The sequence below is a fragment of the Flavobacterium sp. Leaf82 genome, assembly GCF_001422725.1.
In the GTDB taxonomy this organism is placed as follows: Bacteria; Bacteroidota; Bacteroidia; order Flavobacteriales; family Flavobacteriaceae; genus Flavobacterium.
This window is the reverse complement of sequence record NZ_LMMA01000023.1, coordinates 40,225-58,899: the sequence shown is the minus strand read 5'-3', so window position 1 is coordinate 58,899 and position 18,675 is coordinate 40,225. Positions and strand designations below refer to the sequence as shown.

12 protein-coding genes are annotated in these 18,675 nt (G+C 34.1%); 5 read left to right on the top strand and 7 right to left on the bottom strand.

The features are described from left to right. Positions 1–88: 88 nt before the first annotated feature. From nagB to chiA, 3 genes are all read left to right on the top strand, one after another. Entirely contained in the window at positions 89–2,026 is a 1,938-nt protein-coding gene (gene nagB / locus ASF10_RS12690) for a glucosamine-6-phosphate deaminase (protein WP_056250373.1), read from the top strand. Positions 2,027–2,182: 156 nt separating this feature from the next. Beyond that, on the top strand, positions 2,183–4,249 hold the full coding sequence (locus ASF10_RS12685; RefSeq protein WP_056249743.1) for a beta-N-acetylhexosaminidase: 2,067 nt from the start codon (positions 2,183–2,185) through the stop codon (positions 4,247–4,249). Between the two features lie 488 nt (positions 4,250–4,737). Further along, positions 4,738–9,483, top strand: a complete 4,746-nt coding sequence (gene chiA, locus ASF10_RS12680; protein WP_056249741.1) for a T9SS-translocated chitinase ChiA — start codon at positions 4,738–4,740, stop codon at positions 9,481–9,483. Between the two features lie 1,283 nt (positions 9,484–10,766). Here the strand turns inward: chiA and ASF10_RS12675 are convergent. Beyond that, a complete protein-coding gene (locus tag ASF10_RS12675) occupies positions 10,767–12,155 on the bottom strand; it encodes a radical SAM protein (RefSeq protein ID WP_056249739.1) in 1,389 nt (462 codons plus the stop codon). Between the two features lie 30 nt (positions 12,156–12,185). Continuing rightward, positions 12,186–12,926 carry a prolipoprotein diacylglyceryl transferase gene (locus ASF10_RS12670; RefSeq protein ID WP_056249737.1) on the bottom strand — a complete coding sequence of 247 codons (741 nt, stop codon included), beginning with the start codon at positions 12,924–12,926 and terminating at the stop codon, positions 12,186–12,188. A 96-nt stretch (positions 12,927–13,022) separates the two neighbouring features. On the opposite strand from ASF10_RS12670, the gene ASF10_RS12665 reads away from it, so the two are divergent. After that, positions 13,023–13,796, top strand: a complete 774-nt coding sequence (locus ASF10_RS12665) for a TlpA family protein disulfide reductase (RefSeq protein ID WP_056249734.1) — start codon at positions 13,023–13,025, stop codon at positions 13,794–13,796. A gap of 267 nt (positions 13,797–14,063) precedes the next feature. Continuing rightward, a complete protein-coding gene (locus ASF10_RS12660; protein ID WP_056249731.1) occupies positions 14,064–15,683 on the top strand; it encodes an ABC-F family ATP-binding cassette domain-containing protein in 1,620 nt (539 codons plus the stop codon). Between the two features lie 61 nt (positions 15,684–15,744). Here ASF10_RS12660 and ASF10_RS24350 read toward each other — a convergent pair whose 3' ends face one another. The 5 genes from ASF10_RS24350 to ASF10_RS12645 all read right to left on the bottom strand — a co-directional run bounded on the left by ASF10_RS24350 (position 15,745) and on the right by ASF10_RS12645 (position 18,568). After that, positions 15,745–15,918, bottom strand: a complete 174-nt coding sequence (locus tag ASF10_RS24350) for a hypothetical protein (RefSeq protein WP_165606662.1) — start codon at positions 15,916–15,918, stop codon at positions 15,745–15,747. Positions 15,919–16,214: 296 nt separating this feature from the next. Beyond that, on the bottom strand, positions 16,215–16,343 hold the full coding sequence (locus ASF10_RS24620) for a hypothetical protein (RefSeq protein WP_262487325.1): 129 nt from the start codon (positions 16,341–16,343) through the stop codon (positions 16,215–16,217). Between the two features lie 9 nt (positions 16,344–16,352). Continuing rightward, the gene (locus tag ASF10_RS12655) at positions 16,353–16,748 is read right to left on the bottom strand and encodes a VOC family protein (protein ID WP_056249728.1); all 396 of its coding nucleotides are present in this window, start codon (positions 16,746–16,748) and stop codon (positions 16,353–16,355) included. 37 nt (positions 16,749–16,785) lie between these two features. Further along, the gene (locus tag ASF10_RS12650) at positions 16,786–17,967 is read right to left on the bottom strand and encodes a YCF48-related protein (RefSeq protein WP_056249726.1); all 1,182 of its coding nucleotides are present in this window, start codon (positions 17,965–17,967) and stop codon (positions 16,786–16,788) included. Between the two features lie 184 nt (positions 17,968–18,151). Then, positions 18,152–18,568 carry a hypothetical protein gene (locus tag ASF10_RS12645; protein WP_056249724.1) on the bottom strand — a complete coding sequence of 139 codons (417 nt, stop codon included), beginning with the start codon at positions 18,566–18,568 and terminating at the stop codon, positions 18,152–18,154. Between the last annotated feature and the right edge of the window lie 107 nt (positions 18,569–18,675).

Genomic DNA, 18,675 nt, shown 5'->3' with positions numbered 1-18,675 from the left:
TAAGTTTGGTTAGTAAATGGTATAAGCAGTGCAAATTGCTTATACCATTTCAAAAACCAAAATTGTAAATACAAAAAAGAAAAAAGAAATGAAAAGTGCTTTAGAAATAAAACCTGATATCAGCTATAAAAGCGCGGGAAAATTTGAAGAGACAAGGTTTGAGAAAATCCACAACGAAATCTTCAAAAATTCAGCAGAAGCTTCAGTAATTGTAGCGCAGGAAATCGCGCAGTTAATCAGATCCAAACAAGAAAAAGGAAAATCTTGTGTATTGGGTTTAGCAACAGGTTCTTCTCCTATAAAAGTTTACGAGGAATTAGTGAGAATGCACAGAGAAGAAGGCCTTAGTTTTAGCAATGTAGTTACTTTCAACCTGGATGAATATTATCCAATGACCAGAGAGAACAACCAGAGCTATCATTATTTCATGCACCAGCATCTTTTCAATCATATCGACATCAAGCCTGAGAATGTCAATATTCCGGACGGAACCGTTACAATTGAGGAACTGAACCAATATTGCATCGATTATGAAATGAATATCAAAAACGCAGGAGGACTTGATTTCCAATTGTTAGGAATTGGACGTACGGGTCACGTAGGTTTCAACGAACCGGGATCGCACATCAATTCAGGAACCAGAATCATTACACTGGACCATATTACAAGAGTAGACGCCTCGTCTGATTTTAACGGTATCGATAACGTTCCCAAAAGAGCGATCACAATGGGAGTTTCGACTATTATGAGATCAAAGAGAATCGTACTAATGGCTTGGGGACAAAACAAAGCCGATATCATCAAGAGAACCATTCAGGGAGATATCAGCTCAGAAGTTCCGGCTACATTTTTACAAAATCATGCCAATGCAACTTTTGTATTGGACCAGTCTGCAGCTTCAGAATTAACGCGTTTTAAAACGCCGTGGTTAGTTGGGGAATGCATCTGGACACAAGAATTAAAAAGCAAAGCGATTGTTTGGTTGTGCCAAAAAACAAAACAATCCATCTTAAAATTAACAGACCGTGATTACAACAACAACGGAATGTCTGATCTATTGGCGCAGGAAGGTTCTGCTTATGACCTGAACATCAATATGTTCAACGTATTGCAGCATACCATCACAGGATGGCCGGGCGGAAAACCCAACACAGACGATTCGCATCGTCCGGAAAGAGCCAATCCTGCAAAAAAACGAGTGATTCTTTTTAGTCCGCATCCTGATGATGATGTGATTTCTATGGGAGGAACTTTTTCAAAATTGATAAAACAAGGCCATGATGTACATGTTGTATATCAAACCTCCGGAAATATAGCTGTTACAGACGACGAAGCATTAAAATTTGCTGAGGTTGCCAAGGATTTTATTGGTGAAGCAGGCGCTGGAATCAACTTTAAATCTGTAATAGAATTTTTAAACAGTAAATCAGAAAACCAGATTGATTCCCTTGAAGTTCGAAAATTAAAAGGACTTATCCGCAGAAGGGAATCTTATGCGGCGACAAGATACATAGGTTTAAAAGATGAGAATACACACTTTTTGGATCTTCCGTTTTATGAAACCGGACAGGTAAAAAAGAATCCTTTAGGCGCAGAAGATATTGCCATTGTAAAAGATATTATTGCCAAAATAAAACCACATCAGGTTTTTGCAGCAGGAGATCTTGCAGACCCACACGGAACGCACGAAGTTTGCCTGAACGCGATTTTTGCTGCCATGAAACAATTAAAACCGGAGAAATACATGGATGATTGCTGGTTGTGGCTGTACAGAGGAGCGTGGCACGAATGGGATATTCATGAAATTGATATGGCAGTTCCGCTTTCTCCATCAGAAGTATTATTAAAACGTCACGCAATCTTGTACCATCAATCGCAAAAAGACAGGGTTATGTTTCAGGGAAATGATTCGAGAGAATTCTGGGTTAGAGCCGAAGACCGTAACAAAAACACAGCAATTTTATACGATGATTTAGGATTGGCAGAATACGAAGCAATCGAAGCCTTTAAGCGTTTTGATTACTAGAATAACAAATTAAGATTCGGGTGAGAGCGAATCACATTACAAAATTCAGATTGATTTTATAAGGATAGTGAGGGTTCAATAGCGATCATTCTGAGTTTTGTTTCTTATTATTTAATACCGTTATCTCAGGGTAACATCTTTTCAAAAACAGTAAAAATGAAATATTTATTAGTCCTACTATTAGCAGGTGTAACTTCTAGTGCTCAAATCAAAAAAGAGCAGCTTAATCTTATGCCCTGGCCTCAAAGTGTTGTTTTAAACGACGGAAATTTTGCTTTAAATAAAAGTTTTAAAGTAAACATTACCGGAAATCCTAATCCAAGAATTTTTGGTGGAGTTACTCGTTTTTTACGTCGCTTAGATGGTAGAACCGGTATTTTTTTCGAACAGGGTTTTATTTCAAAACTCAATGAAGTTCCAAATGCTACACTTCAAATCAATTGTGATAAAAGCGGAAAAATTGGTTTATATGAAGACGAAAGTTATCATCTGGACATCAAACAAAATCAAATTACAATAAATGCAACGAGCGATTTAGGAGCATTACATGGCTTAGAAACGTTATTGCAATTGTTACAGAATACAAATAATTCATTTTATTTTCCGAATTCTAAAATTACTGACTTTCCCAGATTTACCTGGAGAGGTTTAATGATTGATGCTTCGAGACATTTTCAGCCGGTTGATGTTATCAAAAGAAATATTGATGCCCTGGCTGCAGTAAAAATGAATGTTTTTCACTGGCATTTAGTAGATGATCAGGGTTGGAGAATCGAGATGAAAAAACATCCAAAACTGATAGAATTAGCATCAGACGGATTATATTACACACAAGAAGAAATTAAAAATATTGTAAAATATGCTGATGAACGCGGAATTTTAATAGTTCCGGAAATAGATGTTCCCGGACATGGATCTGCAATACTTACCGCTTATCCTGAAATAGGAAGTAAAGTAATTACATTGACAGGAGGAACTTCTGAAAAAAATATTCAGGGTACGGCAATTGCCACCTATGGAATTGAAAGAAATGCTGGGATTTTTTCGCCAACATTAGATCCTTCAAATCCTAAAACATATCAATTATTAAGTGAGATTTTTGATGAGGTTTGCCCATTATTCCCAGGCGCTTATTTTCATATCGGGGGCGATGAAAATGAAGGTAAAGACTGGGATGCAAACCCCAAAATTCAGGAATTTAAAAAGAAAAATAAGTTAGCCACTAATCACGAATTGCAAACCTATTTTACCATGCAATTAGTACCAATGCTTAAAAAACATGGAAAACAATTAATGGGATGGGAAGAAATTTTGACGAAAAACATGTCAAAAGATGCTATTATTCATTCCTGGAGAGGTCCTAATGAAGGAATGGTTGCAGGACAATCATTAACAGATGCAGTAAAAAAAGGATATAAAACAGTTTTGTCAAACGGATATTATATCGACTTAATGTACCCAATTGCAAGTCATTATTTAAATGATCCAATGCCCAAAGGAGCAGATTTATCAACAGAAGAAAAAGCAAGAATTCTAGGCGGTGAAGCCACAATGTGGACAGAACTTACAACTTCGACCACAATAGATTCAAGACTTTGGCCAAGAACAGCTGCAATTGCAGAAAGACTTTGGTCAGCAGAAGATATTACAGATGTAGCCAATATGCGTAAACGTCTGGAAGTAGTTTCTTTTAGATTAGAAGAATTAGGATTGACACACATTCGAAATAAAGCGGTTCTGTTGAGAAACATTTCAAACAATCAGAATATTAAATCATTAAATGAATTTTCTAATGTTTGTGAGCCATTAAAAGGATATACAAGAAATAAAGGCGGAACAGAATATCAAATGTATTCTCCACTTACTCTTTTTGCTGATGCTTGTGGACCGGATGCTAAAGATTCTCTGGCTTTTGATGATGCCGTAGCGCAATATTTAGCCAGTAAAACACCTGAAAACAAGGCAAAACTAGCAGCTTTTTTCAACAAATGGATTGCTGTAAACAAAGGATTAATTGAGTTAAGTGCCAATGCACCTTTAGTGCAGTCAATATTACCATTATCTAAAAAATTAAATGATGCATCGCAGGAATTATTACTTGTGTTAGAGAATAAATCAACATTAAAATCAGATGATTTAAAGAATCTAATAGAGCAATGCAATACAAAAGATTATGCTGATGTTGAGCTATCAGTATATACAAGCCTTAAAAAATTAATTTAAAAGATTTGGTTTGAGTTAGTAATTAGTATGTTACCCTATGATTATTAGTAATTTATTTATCTCTGCCAGATACTTCTGGTAGAGGTAGATATGGTAAATAATACACGCTTAAATCTTAGTTATCAAAAGAATATGAAAAATAACCATCAATAATAGTATTAACATCTTAAAACCAAATAAAGAGAATAAAAACATGACAAATAAGTAAAGTATTAAAAATTGATAAACCCCAAATTTATCTTTTTTGTTTAATCTAATTTTTTTAAAAAATTAAATAAATATCAATCAGTGCTATTTACTAATGATTATGGATAATCGGTAATAGTAGTATTTATTTTTAGAAGTAATATGAATTCATTTCCAATGGGTTGCAATGTTTTCTATTTGCAATCAATTGAATCCCAGTTGTTGTATTTACATGCTTTTTTGAGCGTGTAAGGTATCGTAATTGGAATATTTATTTTCTATTAACCAATATTAATTTAATTATGAAACATTATTACAGATTGCTTTTTTTGTTACTGTTTCCCTTGCTTGCGTTAGCACAACCAGCTCACGGTAAAAAAGTAGTAGGGTATTATGCGCAATGGTCTATCTATGCCCGGGATTTTAATGTCCCTAAGATAGACGGAAGTAAATTGACGCATTTGAATTATTCGTTTTATGGTACAACTTATGATCCGGCACATCCGGAGAATACAAAGTTGTTATGCTTAGATTCCTATGCTGATTTTGAGCATATGGAAGGTGGAATTCCGTGGGATGCTCCTGTAAAAGGAAATTTTTATGACTTGAAAAAGTTAAAAGAAAAGTATCCGCACTTAAAAATCTTAATCTCTGTTGGAGGATGGACCAAAGGTCAGGATCTTTCTCCAATTGCAGCAAGTCCTGTTGCAAGAGCTGCTTTAGCTGCAGATATGGCAAAATTTATTGTTACTTATCCATTTATTGATGGATTCGATATTGACTGGGAATATCCTCTTTCTGGAGGAACAGACGGTACCGAAGTGATAAACGGAGCTCCAATTCCTCCGCAAAAGTACAGTCCGGATGACAACAAAAACTTAGTTTATTTATTAAAAGCAATGCGTCAGGCAATGCCAAATAAATTAGTTACGATTGCTGCAGGAAACAATGTTCGAAATGTCTCTAAACAATATTTAGGGCCAAACAACAGAACACAATACGGAATGACAGAAGACATTTCTACTTATTGTGATTACATCACTTATTTTGGATATGATTTTGGTGGAAACTGGTATGATAAAACATGTTACAACGCTCCTTTATATGCAAGCGGAAACACAAATGATCCGTTATATGGTGCAACGCAATCAGAATCATTAGACGAATTAACCAATCAATATTTGAATGTAGTTGGTTTTCCTGCGAATAAATTAATCATGGGATTGCCTTTCTACGGTAAAAAATTCGATAATGTTGCCAATAACGGAACTACTCCTAATTTACCAGGATTATTTGTTGCTGCACCAAGATATACAGTTTCAGGGTGTACAAATCCGCAAAATCCAACAGGAACCTGGGATGGTCCGGCAGCTTGTGAGAAATCAGGAAGTATCGAAATATGTGATTTAGTAGGTAATCCGGTTACAAATTCACATGCTTATTTAGATCCAAATACCATGATGGTTACATCAACTGCAGCGGCTGCAGGATGGGTACGTTATTTTGATAATACTACAAAAGTTCCTTATTTGTATAATGCTACTTTAAAACAGTTTATCTCTTATGAAGATAAGCAATCAATGGATTTAAAAGTACAATATATAAAATCTAAAAATCTTGCCGGTGGTATGATCTGGGAGTTATCTCAGGATACAAGAGGAGCAGTTCCAAATGCATTGATCAATCAGGTTGATACTTCTTTTGGCAGCGTTGTTCCGGGAACAGTAAGTATTGCAGGTTCAGTAAAAAATGGTTCAGCTTTAGTGCCGGATGTTACAGTTGAATTGCGCAATGCGAGCAATGTAATATTGCAAACAGTAGTTTCTACAGGAGGTAATTTTACATTTAGTAACTTAACTTCAGGTCAAAATTATACACTTACAGCTTTAAAAGCTACTTATACATTTACTCCGGTAACACTTACAAACGTTACGGTAAATCAAACTGCTGTTGTTATCAACGGATCTCAGCCAACTTATACAGTAAGCGGAACAGTTCTTAACGGAACAACCGGAGTTTCTGGCGTAACTGTTACTGCAACATCAGGAACAACAGTTTTAACTGCGGTTTCTAATGCAAGCGGAGTTTATAGCGTGGCAGGTTTGGGAGCAGGTCTTAATTTTACGGTTACAGCTGCAAAATCAGGATTCTCATACACTCCGGCTTCTACAGTTTATAATGCAATTGATGCAAATAAAACATTGAATTTTACTCAAGGTCCACCAGTTGTAAATTACACAGTAAGTGGTACAGTTTTAAACAATACAACTCCGGTTTCTGGTGTAACAGTTACCGCTTCTTTTACAGGAGGAAGTTACGCAGCAGTTACAAATGCGAGCGGTGCTTACTCACTTAGTTTGCCTTCTGGCGGAAACTATACAGTAACGGCAGCTTTAACAGGACAAACTTATACACCGGCTTCAACAGTTTATACTAATTTAACAGCCAACAAAACATTAAACTTCTCTCAGGACGTTATTGTTGTTGGAACAAACAAAATTAGCGGAACAGTTAAAAATGGAGCAAATCCTGTTTCAGGCGCAAAAGTAGAATTAGTTTTGCCTTGGACAGATAATACTCATAACTGGAAAAGCGTTATTGCAACAACAGATGCACAAGGAAAATACAGTTTTGATAATGCAGTTGTAGCAGGATATACAACCGTTACAAGTTTAAAACTAAACTCTTGGGAGAATGGAGAAGTGAGCTACTTCCCAAATAATCTGGCAAACTTTGCAGTTCCTGTAAACCCAACAGTTTACAACTTCAATACAAGTTCTACAGCAAAATTAGCATTGGCAGCCGCAAACTTAATCAGCGGAACCGTTAAAAACGGAACAGTTGCAGTTGCAGGAGCAAAAGTAGAAATCGTTTTACCCTGGACAGATAATACACACAACTGGAAAAGTGTTTTAGCAACAACAGATGCATCAGGAAATTATACTTTCGATAATTCAGTTGTAGCAGGTTATACACAAATCTTAAGTTTGAAATTAAACGCTTGGGAAAATGGCGATGTGACTTATTATCCAAATAACCTTGCCAACTTTGCAGTTCCAACAACTGCAACGGTTTATAATTTTAACAGACAAGCCGTGGTTGCAACTAAGCCAGTAGTTACCATTACAGCGCCAACAGCTTCGGCGATTGCTATAAATTTAGGATCAGCAATTAATTTTGTTGCAAGTGTTGGATTAAGTGCTGTTGATGCCACTACAATCTCATCTGTTGTATTTAGTTTAGACGGACAAAGCCTGAGTGCTACGAATTCTTCAGGAACTTATACAGCGGTTTGGACACCAGTAGCAAATCAGTTTTCACTTTCTCATACGTTAACTGTAACGGCAACGGCATCAAACGGATCAACAGATTCAAAAACATATAGTTTTACATTAAATTGTTCAGGTGCAAACTGCCCTAATTCATTACCTGTAATTACTTGGAATTCACCATCGAATACTACTGTAAACCAAAGTACTTTTCAGGTTGTGCCAATTTCAGTTACAGCTGTTGATAGTAACGGATCAGTTTCAGGTGTTACTATTACAATAAATGGAGGTACATTTAATATGACAGCAGGTGCAAATAGTACGTATACGTATAATTTTACACCATCTGCATATCAGGATTATCCAGTTGTAATCAAAGCAACCGATAATCAATCTGGTGTAACTACATTAAACAATACAATCAAAATTGCTCCAGTGAGCACAAATAGATTTATTCCGCTTCCGTCTAAAATTATTTTAGGATATGCACATTCTTGGGAAAATGCAGGTGCTCCATTTTTATATTTTTCTCAAATGGTAGGAAGTAAGTTTAACGTAGTCGATTATTCTTTCGTAGAAACAGTTAATCGTGACGGTTATACACCAGTATTAACTACAAATGACACCAGATATTTGACAAATGGAGTTTTCAATAAACAATTGTTGAAAAACGATATAAAATCCTTAAGAGATAGCGGCGTTCCTGTTATTGTTTCTATCGGAGGTCAAAATGGTCATGTTGTTTTAGACAATGTAGCTCAAAAAAATATTTTTGTAAATGGTCTGAAAGCCATTATTGACGAGTATCAATTTGATGGAGTTGATATTGATTTCGAAGGCGGATCGATGAATTTTAATGCAGGAGGTTTAAGAGATATTTCTTATGCGGGTATTTCTGCTTATCCAAGATTGAAAAACGTAGTAGATGCTTTCAAAGAATTAAAAGCATATTATGGACCTGGATTTTTATTAACTGCAGCTCCTGAAACACAATACGTACAAGGAGGATATTCTACTTATACAGATACTTTTGGTTCTTTCCTTCCAATCATTCAAAACCTACGTAACGAATTAGATTTGTTAGCCGTACAATTGTATAATACAGGAGGAGAAAACGGATTAGATGGTCAATATTATGGTTCAGCTAAAAAAGCAAACATGGTAACAGCCCTAACCGATATGGTGATAAAAGGATATAACATTGCTACAACAGGAATGCGTTTTGATGGTTTACCAGCCTCAAAAGTTCTTATTGCATTACCAGCTTGTCCAAGTGCAGCAGGTAGCGGATATTTAACACCGGCAGAAGGAATTAGTGCCATGAATTATTTAAGAACAGGAACTACTTTTTCAGGAAGAACATACACAATGCAGCCAGGCGGACCATATCCTTCTTTAAGAGGTTTAATGACTTGGTCTGTAAACTGGGATGCATCTTCTTGTGGAAATTCATCTGAATTATCTAAAGCCTATGCCGCTTATTTTGCTTCACAGTCATCAGCAAAAACATTAGCACTTGACAAAATAGAAGTAAAAAGCAATACAATCGTTTACTTTAAAAACAATGCATTATCGGTAACAAATGAAGCCGAAGAAATTGCACACGTAGACGTATTTAATACAATTGGACAATCATTGGTAAACTACCAAAATGTTCAGAATAATAAAGAAGTACTGCTTCAAAACCAAAGTTTCTCAACAAAACAATTGTTTATAGTTGTGGTAACTGACAAAGCAGGAAATAAAAAATCATTCAAAGTAATGAACTTTTTAAACTAAGGTTCAGGAATGAAAATCTAGAAATAAAATATTGGAACGGTTAAAATTGAGTTTGGTTATTTATTTTTTAATCTAATTTTTATTTCGAATAAATGTATCGAATTTAGGTGATTTGTTATTTGGTTTTCACCCGAAGTAGAGCATTATGAACCTGGCAATTTATTGCCAGGTTTTTTTATGGTTTAAAATGAACTAAAACGATAATGATTTTTTTTAGGAGCTATTTCCTGCTATCCGTTTCAATCTTTTATTTTTTAAAGAAAAAAAATAAAAGGATTTCCACTTCTATCAGGGCTAGGACATTTGGTTTCATAAAAAGTTACAGTTTAAATACACATTATTAGTTTGCGAAAAAACAAAGTAACCACAATATTTCGAACAAGATTGTCGATTATAACCGCGTTGAATGGATTAAAATCCATCCCTACAATATGTTTAGTTCCTCTGAACTCTTTATAAAATTCCGAAGGAATGATTTATTTTGTAGCGAGGGATTTTAATCCCTTGAAACGTAATGCAACCATAATATTGTCATTGCGAGGAACGAAGCAACCACACTAAAAATTGATTTAGCAAATGAGATTGCTTCGTTCCTCGCAATGACTAAAATAATCGTAGTAATAAAAAATCCGCATAAATCAGCGTCTTTGCGATAGCGAATCCTTATCATCCGCGTGCCATAAATAAGTAAAATGACCATAAATATTTCGAACAAGATTGTCGATTATAACTGCGTAGAATGGATTAAAATCCATCCCTACAATATGTTTAGTTCCTCTGGAACTCTTTATAAAATTCCGAAGGAATGATTTATTTTGTAGCGAGGGATTTTAATCCCTTGAAACGTAATGCAACCACAATATTGTCATTGCGAGGAACGAAGCAACCACACTAAAAATTGATTTAGCAAATGAGATTGCTTCGTTCCTCGCAATGACTAAAAGAATCGTAGTAATAAAAAATCCGCATAAATCCGCGTTTTCGCGATAGCGAATCCGTATCATCCGCGTGCCATAAATAAGTGAAAATGACCACAATGTTGTCATCGTTTGCACTAAAATCATTTAGCGCTTTTAATTTTTAAGTCAAAAAGTTACATATTACTCAATATTGCAACACAGGTACCAAACCCTATAACAACAATAATTATAGGAACTAACATAAGTCGTAAATAAAATTTCTTGCTATCTGTAGAAAAAATTAAACCAAAAAGACCAATTAAAAACATTACCACAAGAATAAATCCTAAAAACACTAAACCCTCCATATTTTAAAAGTTTTTATTAAACATTTAATTTTTCTCTAATTTGATCTATTTTATTATCCCTGTAGAATAAATTCATCGTCTCAAACGGAATAATCTTCATTTTATCGCTTACAATATGAACACATGATTTTTTAACTGCCCTGACATCAAAGTCATGGGCATCCATAAAATTCATGATTAAAATACGGAATAAATTATTGTAATTCAGTGAGTCAGATTGCACTCTAGGTAAACAGCACATAAGTTCACTAAATTCACCTTCGGCACAATCAACAGAAATTCCTGTACTAAACAAATTTAGCATATGCGTTTTTAGTTTTTCATCATGCTCAAAAACTATTGTATTTTTTGAGTTATTCAATAAATCTTCCGGATTTATCAAATGCGTCATAGGAAATACTTCCCCGTCAATTTTCAATGCATAAGCCATGCATAAAGCATCTGGATTACACGGAACCGGAATTAAATCTTGTGGTGTAAAAACCGGATATTGTTCGTAAATTTTTCTACGTACTTCAGTCAATGTAATCCTTCCTGAAAAATCATCATAATTATCATTTCGTCCGGCAACCTGAGTAGGCTGAAATGTAACGCCACGGACACATTTTTGCTGTAAAGCATACTCAATTATCTGACCAATTTCATCGTCATTTTCTCCTTTTTGAAGCGTAATTACTAAAGTGGTCGAAATATTAAACTGATTCAAATGTTCGATTGCTTTTTTGCGCACTTCGGTTAAATCTTCTCCTCGTAATTTTTCTAACACCTCAGGTTTAAAACTGTCAAATTGCAGATAGATTTCAAAATCAGGCATATAAGCAGCCAGTTTTTCTGCAAATTTAATGTCTTTTGCAATTCGAATACCATTTGTATTTAGCATTAAATGCTTGATAGGTTTACTTTTGGCAATATCTAAAATTTTAAAAAATTCAGGATGTACAGTTGGTTCCCCACCAGAAATCTGAACCACGTCTGGTTCTCCTTCGTTTGCTACAACAGTATCAAACATTTTTTCGATTTCTTCCAGAGTACGATGCCTGCCATAATTAGGCCCGGAACTCGCGTAACAAGTAGGGCAGGCGAGATTACATCGATCTGTAACTTCTACAATTGTCAAACACGAATGCTGTTCGTGATCTGTACACAATCCGCAATCATAAGGACAGCCATAATGCACTTTTGTATTGAATTTTAAGGGCATTTCAGACTGCTTATTGTAATTACGCAACTGCTTATAATAATTGACATCATCAGCAATCATAGATCTCATTTCGCCATGAGTTTTGCAATTTTTCAGCATCCAGACTTTGTCATCCTGAAATACAATTTTAGTATCTACAAGAGCCAGACAATAATGGCATAAACTTTTGGTATAGTCGTAAAATATATAATCGCGAGTTTTCATTAAATTAAATTTATATTGTAAAGTAAAATTTTAATTGTTTTTAAAGGCAGATATTCGGCATAAAAACTTCCAATAGTAGCCAAAAATAAATATAGAACTCCATTGAATACTGCTCAGATTAAGAAATAAAGATTCATAAGGTTTTAAGAATTCGACTAAAAACCGAAAGAGAAAATACAAAACCATAAAAAGCTTAAAACGGTCACCATTAATCAGTTTTTTGTTTTTTATCTTCTCAAAAAAGATAAAAAGCAAAATCATAAACACCATTTCATATAAGGCAATAGGATGTCTTTTTAATCCGTCACCTAAATTCATTCCTGTAAAAAAAGTAGTTTCGTTGCCATAAGTTGGTTCAGCGATTCCCATCGAAAAACAGCCAATCCGACCAATAAATAAGGCAACAATAAGTGGAATTACATATAAATCTCCCGAAGCGATTTTTACGCCAATACATTTCTTAATTAATTCAACCCCCATTAATCCTCCTAAAAAACCTCCGGCAACAGTTTTATTTTGATATAAAGTTAAAAAAGTCTGATGAGCAATTTGTGATGGATTTTCTAATAAAGCAATTATTCTCGAACCTACCAAAGCCCCAATCATGGCTCCAATCATAATAATCAAACGATTCGTGTCTGATATAGGATCCTGAATTCTTTTTTTTAGAAAATAGTAAACCCTTATACCAATAAAAAAAGCTAAAGTCTCAAATATAAAATGCCAGTAAAATGTTTTTTCAAAGATTTCAAATTGAAAGGGAAACGTCATTTTTAGTCAGAATTTTTAGCGAATATAGGTAAATCTAATTAAAAATGTTTAAGATTAATTTTTTACTTTTGAAACCCAATTGTATCTTAAAAACTCATGCAAAAATCGATTACAAGTATAATAGCATTTTTATTTTTCACTTCTTCATTCGCCCAAACCAAATACCAAAATCCGGAAGTTGATCCCATTCAAATTCAAAAAACGTATACAGATTGGTCTGCTTATCAAAGTAAAAACATCATGCTTTCCAGAGATATTACAGCATTAGATTCAAATTCAAAAGAAATTTCAAAAGGATCTTTTTTAGATCAACTGGCAAACGGAAACTACATTCCGATTCGATTAAAATCAGAAGATTTAGTTTACTATTATAAGTTATTCCAGATTCAGCCCAATTCTGATACCAGTATAAAAGCCACAATCAACCAAATTGGTTTTGATGCCTATAAAAATTTCGAAATGGAAGGGAAACCATTTCCTAAATTCTCTTTTAAAGATTTAAACGGAAATCTAATTTCAAATGAATCCATGAAAGGAAAAATTGTAGTTATAAAATGCTGGTACATTCACTGCACGCCCTGTATAAAAGAATTTCCGCAAGTAAATAAACTGGCAGCAACATACAAAAACCGTCAGGATATTATTTTTGTTAGTCTGGCAGAAGATTCACCGGAACAATTGAAAACATTTTTAACCAAAAGGCCTTTGGCATACGCCGTAATTCCTGGCATGAAAGTGTATATGAACGAAGCTTTACAACTCAATTCATTCCCAACACATTTTATATTGAATAAAGAAGGCATGATTGCAAAAGTGCTGCCTAATTTTGAAAGCTTAGAAGTGGCGCTTGAGAAAGAAAGTAAGTTGTAGCGTTTTTTACTATTCGTGCTTTTCGTCTAGTTTGTCATTTCGAAGAATGAGAAATCCTCACAAGAAACTCCGCAACGACAATCCAAACTTTGTAGAGTTTCTTGCGAAGATTTTTCCACTGTTGAAATGACATAAAATGCGGAAAAAACTTTTCTTTGCGACTTTGCGAGAGAGCTGATCATTTACATTAAAACTTTGCCTCTTTGTACCTTTGCAACTCTGAACCTTTTTCCGTACTTTTGCACCAAATTAATTAAAAAGACATTCATGTTAACAGTCAATAATTTATCAGTTCAATTTGGCAAACGAATTTTGTTTGACGAAGTAAATACCACATTCACACACGGAAATATTTATGGAGTTATTGGAGCCAATGGTGCTGGAAAATCTACTTTTCTAAAAATCATTTCAGGCGATATCGATCCAACTTCCGGGCACATACATTTAGAACCGGGAAAACGTATGTCGGTTTTAAACCAAAATCACAACATGTTCGATGAGCATACGGTTTTGGAAACTGTTTTGATGGGAAATAAAGTTCTTTATGCTGTTAAAAAAGAAATGGATGAACTTTATTTAGACTACAACGATAAAAACGCAGACAGAATTGGAGAACTTCAGGTTCAGTTCGAAGAAATGAACGGATGGAACGCAGATTCTGATGCCGCATCAATGTTGTCTAACTTAGGAATCAACGAAGAACATCATTATACATTAATGGGAGATCTTGAGGGAAAAATTAAAGTACGTGTGCTTTTGGCGCAAGCACTTTTTGGAAACCCTGATTTGCTTATTATGGATGAGCCTACCAATGATCTGGATTTTGAAACCATTACTTGGTTAGAAAATTTCTTGGCAAATTATGAAAATACTGTAATTGTAGTATCTCACGACCGTCACTTTTTAGATTCGGTTTGTACACATATTTCTGATATCGATTTTGGAAAAATCAACCACTATTCAGGAAACTATACTTTCTGGTACGAGTCTAGCCAATTAGCGGCGAAACAACGTGCACAACAAAACAAAAAAGCAGAAGAAAAGAAACAGGAATTAGAAGAATTTATTCGTCGTTTTAGTGCCAACGTTGCAAAATCGAAACAAGCAACATCTCGTAAAAAAATGATTTCTAAATTGAATATTTCAGATATCAAACCTTCAAGCCGTCGTTATCCTGCGATTATCTTTGATCAGGACCGTGAAGCAGGAGATCAGATTTTGAATGTCGAAAATTTAGAAGCTTCTGTAGATGGAGAGCTTTTGTTTAAAGGTGTAGATTTGAATATGGCAAAAGGCGATAAAATCGTTCTTTTCTCTAAAGATTCACGTGCTACAACAGCTTTCTACGAAATCTTAAACAACCAACAAAAAGCAGATTCAGGAACTTTTGATTGGGGAATTACAACAAACCAAGCTTATTTACCGGCTGAAAATCATTCTTTCTTTGAAAATGATTTAACATTGGTAGACTGGTTGCGTCAATACGCAAAAACAGAAGAAGAGCGTGACGAAGTATTTATTAGAGGATTCTTAGGAAAAATGATTTTCTCAGGAGAAGAAGCTTTAAAAACAAGCCGTGTATTATCAGGAGGAGAAAAAGTACGTTGTATGCTTTCAAGAATGATGATGGAAAGAGCAAATATCTTAATGCTTGATGAACCAACGAATCACTTAGATCTGGAGTCGATTACAGCTTTTAACAACTCTTTGAAAAACTTTAAAGGATCTGTAATTTTTACCACACATGACCACGAGTTTGCACAAACTGTAGGTAATAGAGTAGTAGAACTTACACCAAACGGAGCGATCGATCGTTATATGACATTTGATGAATATCTTGACGACGAAAAAGTTCAGGAATTAAGAACAAAAATGTACGCTAAATAAAACTTAGCTTTAAATAAAAAAGAAATCCCGTTCGCATAAGTGAACGGGATTTTTTTATGTTTTATTTTTTACCAAAAAGCTTAGCGAATATAAAGATAATGATCGCAACAATAAAGATTACGATGAATATCCCGAATCCCATTCCGGCTTTAAAAATGTCTCCAATAACTTCGCAACTTGTAAATGAAAATAGTATTACGAATACCATTAACAAACGTGTAATGTTCTTTTGCATGATTTTGCTGTTTTAATTGTTTTAAAAAGAATTTACTATTCTAATTATCGTAGAATAAAATTACTTCAAACAACAAAAAAATGTATTACATAATTTAGTTCAAAAGTTCTATGATTTAGATTAATCTTAAAGAATATCAAAGATATTCAAAAAGAGCCAGCGGCTCGATCCATATTGTAGGGCTGGATTTTAATCCAGTCTACAAAGAATGATCATCGTTCTACAACGGATTAAAATCCGTTACTACAATATAATCATTCCTACGGAATTTTAAAATTGCAAAAATCAGATCGATCTTATTTTTGTAAATATTTTTTGTGAAGATTGTCAAGAAACAAATCACGATTAAAATCTTTAATCATTCCAGATTTTTCGCCTTTTTTTAATTCTTCGATTAACTTTTCTTTCTTAGATTCTGTAGTCATTTTTTATTTTTATACCATCTCAATAAGCTGAATCCTATTCCCACAAGTATCATCAAGAATGGCAATTTTTACATTTCCCATTTCAGTAGGTTTCATGCTGAAATCAACGCCAAGATTAATCAATCTGCCATATTCTTCCTCAAGATTATCGACATTAAATTGCGTATACGGAATCCCAGCTTCAAATAAAGCGCTTTGATAGGTTTTGGCAGGTTCAAAATGATTTGGCGCAGGTTCTAATAAAATTTCAATTCCGTCTGGTTCTTCTTTAGAAACTACTGTTAACCATCTGTTATTTTCGCCTAAAGGCACATCGTGTTTTTTTATAAAACCTAATTTCTCCGTATAAAATTGTAATGCCTTTTCCTGATCAAGAACCGGAATTCCTGTGACTTTTACTTTCATCTTTTATAGTTTTAAATTGATTATTTACCTTACGTTTTTATTTTTTAATGATCAATTTTTTAGTAGCAGAAAATTGATCCGCTTTAATTTCAACAATATAAACTCCGTTGCTTAGGTCTTTTACATTTATTGTTCTTTGGTTATCATTTAAAACCTTAGATTTTACTATAACGCCGTTTGTATTAATAATATTTACTTTTAAAGTCAAATTTTCATCATTATGATAGTCTACAGAAAAAGAATCAGATGTAGGATTTGGATACACAATAACTGCAGCATCTTCTTTTATATTGTCATCAGTTCCTAAAGTAGCAACATCAGTAATTATTTCTCCCTGATCTGTCACGGCAATAAATCTGTTATTAATATAGATAATATCGTTTATGCTTTTAGCGCTACTTACTCCTGAAACTTCTGATGTCCATGTTACACCACCATCTATAGTTTTTATTATTTTTCCCTGAGCACCTGCTGCATATCCTGTTAATGCGTCTTTAAAACAAATAGAATACAACCAGCTTGTAATTCCTGTAGTTAAAACAGACCACGTTTGTCCGCCATTTGTTGTTTTAAGAACTGTACCGGTTCCTCCGACTATAAAGCCTGTATTTGCATTTATAAAAAAGATATCATATAGATTTTGCGTAGTTCCACTCGCTATTGTAACCCATGTTGCACCTCCATTTGTTGTCCTTTTGATTTTACCGCCGTCTCCAACGCAGATTCCGGTATTCACATCAAAAAAATGAACTTCTTCTATTCCTGTTGTTAAACCTGAAGCCTGAGTCGCCCATGTTGTTCCGCCATCAGTAGTTTTTCTGATTGTTCCTGCATCACCAACTGCATATCCGGTAGATACAGTAGGGAAACTTACAGATAGTATTGCATAAGGACTTGCATTTGGATTCTGGTTTGTCCAGGTTAAACCTGCATCAGTTGTTTTTGCCACAATGTTATTATTGCAGCCATAATATCCGATAGTTGCACTTGGGAAAGAAAAACTGTTTATTAAAAAGTTGGTAATCGATTTTGATGTCCACGTTGCGCCGCCATCAGTAGTTTTTAAAATGGCAGTGTTTCCGCCAATATATCCATTTTGTGAATCAAAAAATTTAATAGTCCATAAATTTCCTGCGTATGGCGATGTAATTTTAGTCCATTGCGCATGGCTGTTTTGCAAAACGATTAAGGATAATACTAAGAGTAATTTTTTTTTCATATAATCATGTCTGTGTTTATGGTGTTGACGCCTCACAATTTTAAAGTTAAAATAGAAATGTTTATTGTGTTTTTGTAATATGGATTTATGTAACGTTCTTGAACTTTGTATTGATTTTAATGAACGCCAAATTACTTAATTTTTGTATTATTCTTCTTAAAAATATTCGGTTTTTTTAATCTAATCAATATTCTTTTCGTTCAAATAATAATATTCTATTCAGATCTTCTTCAATAGATTTCAAATAATCATTTTCGGTTAAGTATCCGTCATAATATTGTTTCCACGGAGAAGTCCGGTCTTCATTTGAGTTCAAAAATTTTTGGATATTATTTAATAAAAGTTCCCTATTAAAAATTGGCGTATTAAAGTTTTCAATACGATCATATTCTTCCTTGTTAAGCAGAATATTATAAAGCTTTTCTAAATTAATTTTGAAATTATTTTTGCCTAAAACTTCAATTGTATATTCAATATCTGATAACTGCGGATCGATATATAAATTGAAGATTGGTGTTATAATATCGTAAGGTTCTCCCCAGTCAAATTTCTTTTCTTCAATATAACAATGTGGAAATGTAGTTTTATCGATGTAAATCATTTTTTATTTGAGTTATTCGCTTTGTGTATATGGAAAGAATCTCCGCGCTATAGTTGAACATCCGCGCGATCGGGTACGACTGAATTCTTATGAATTTATTGTATACA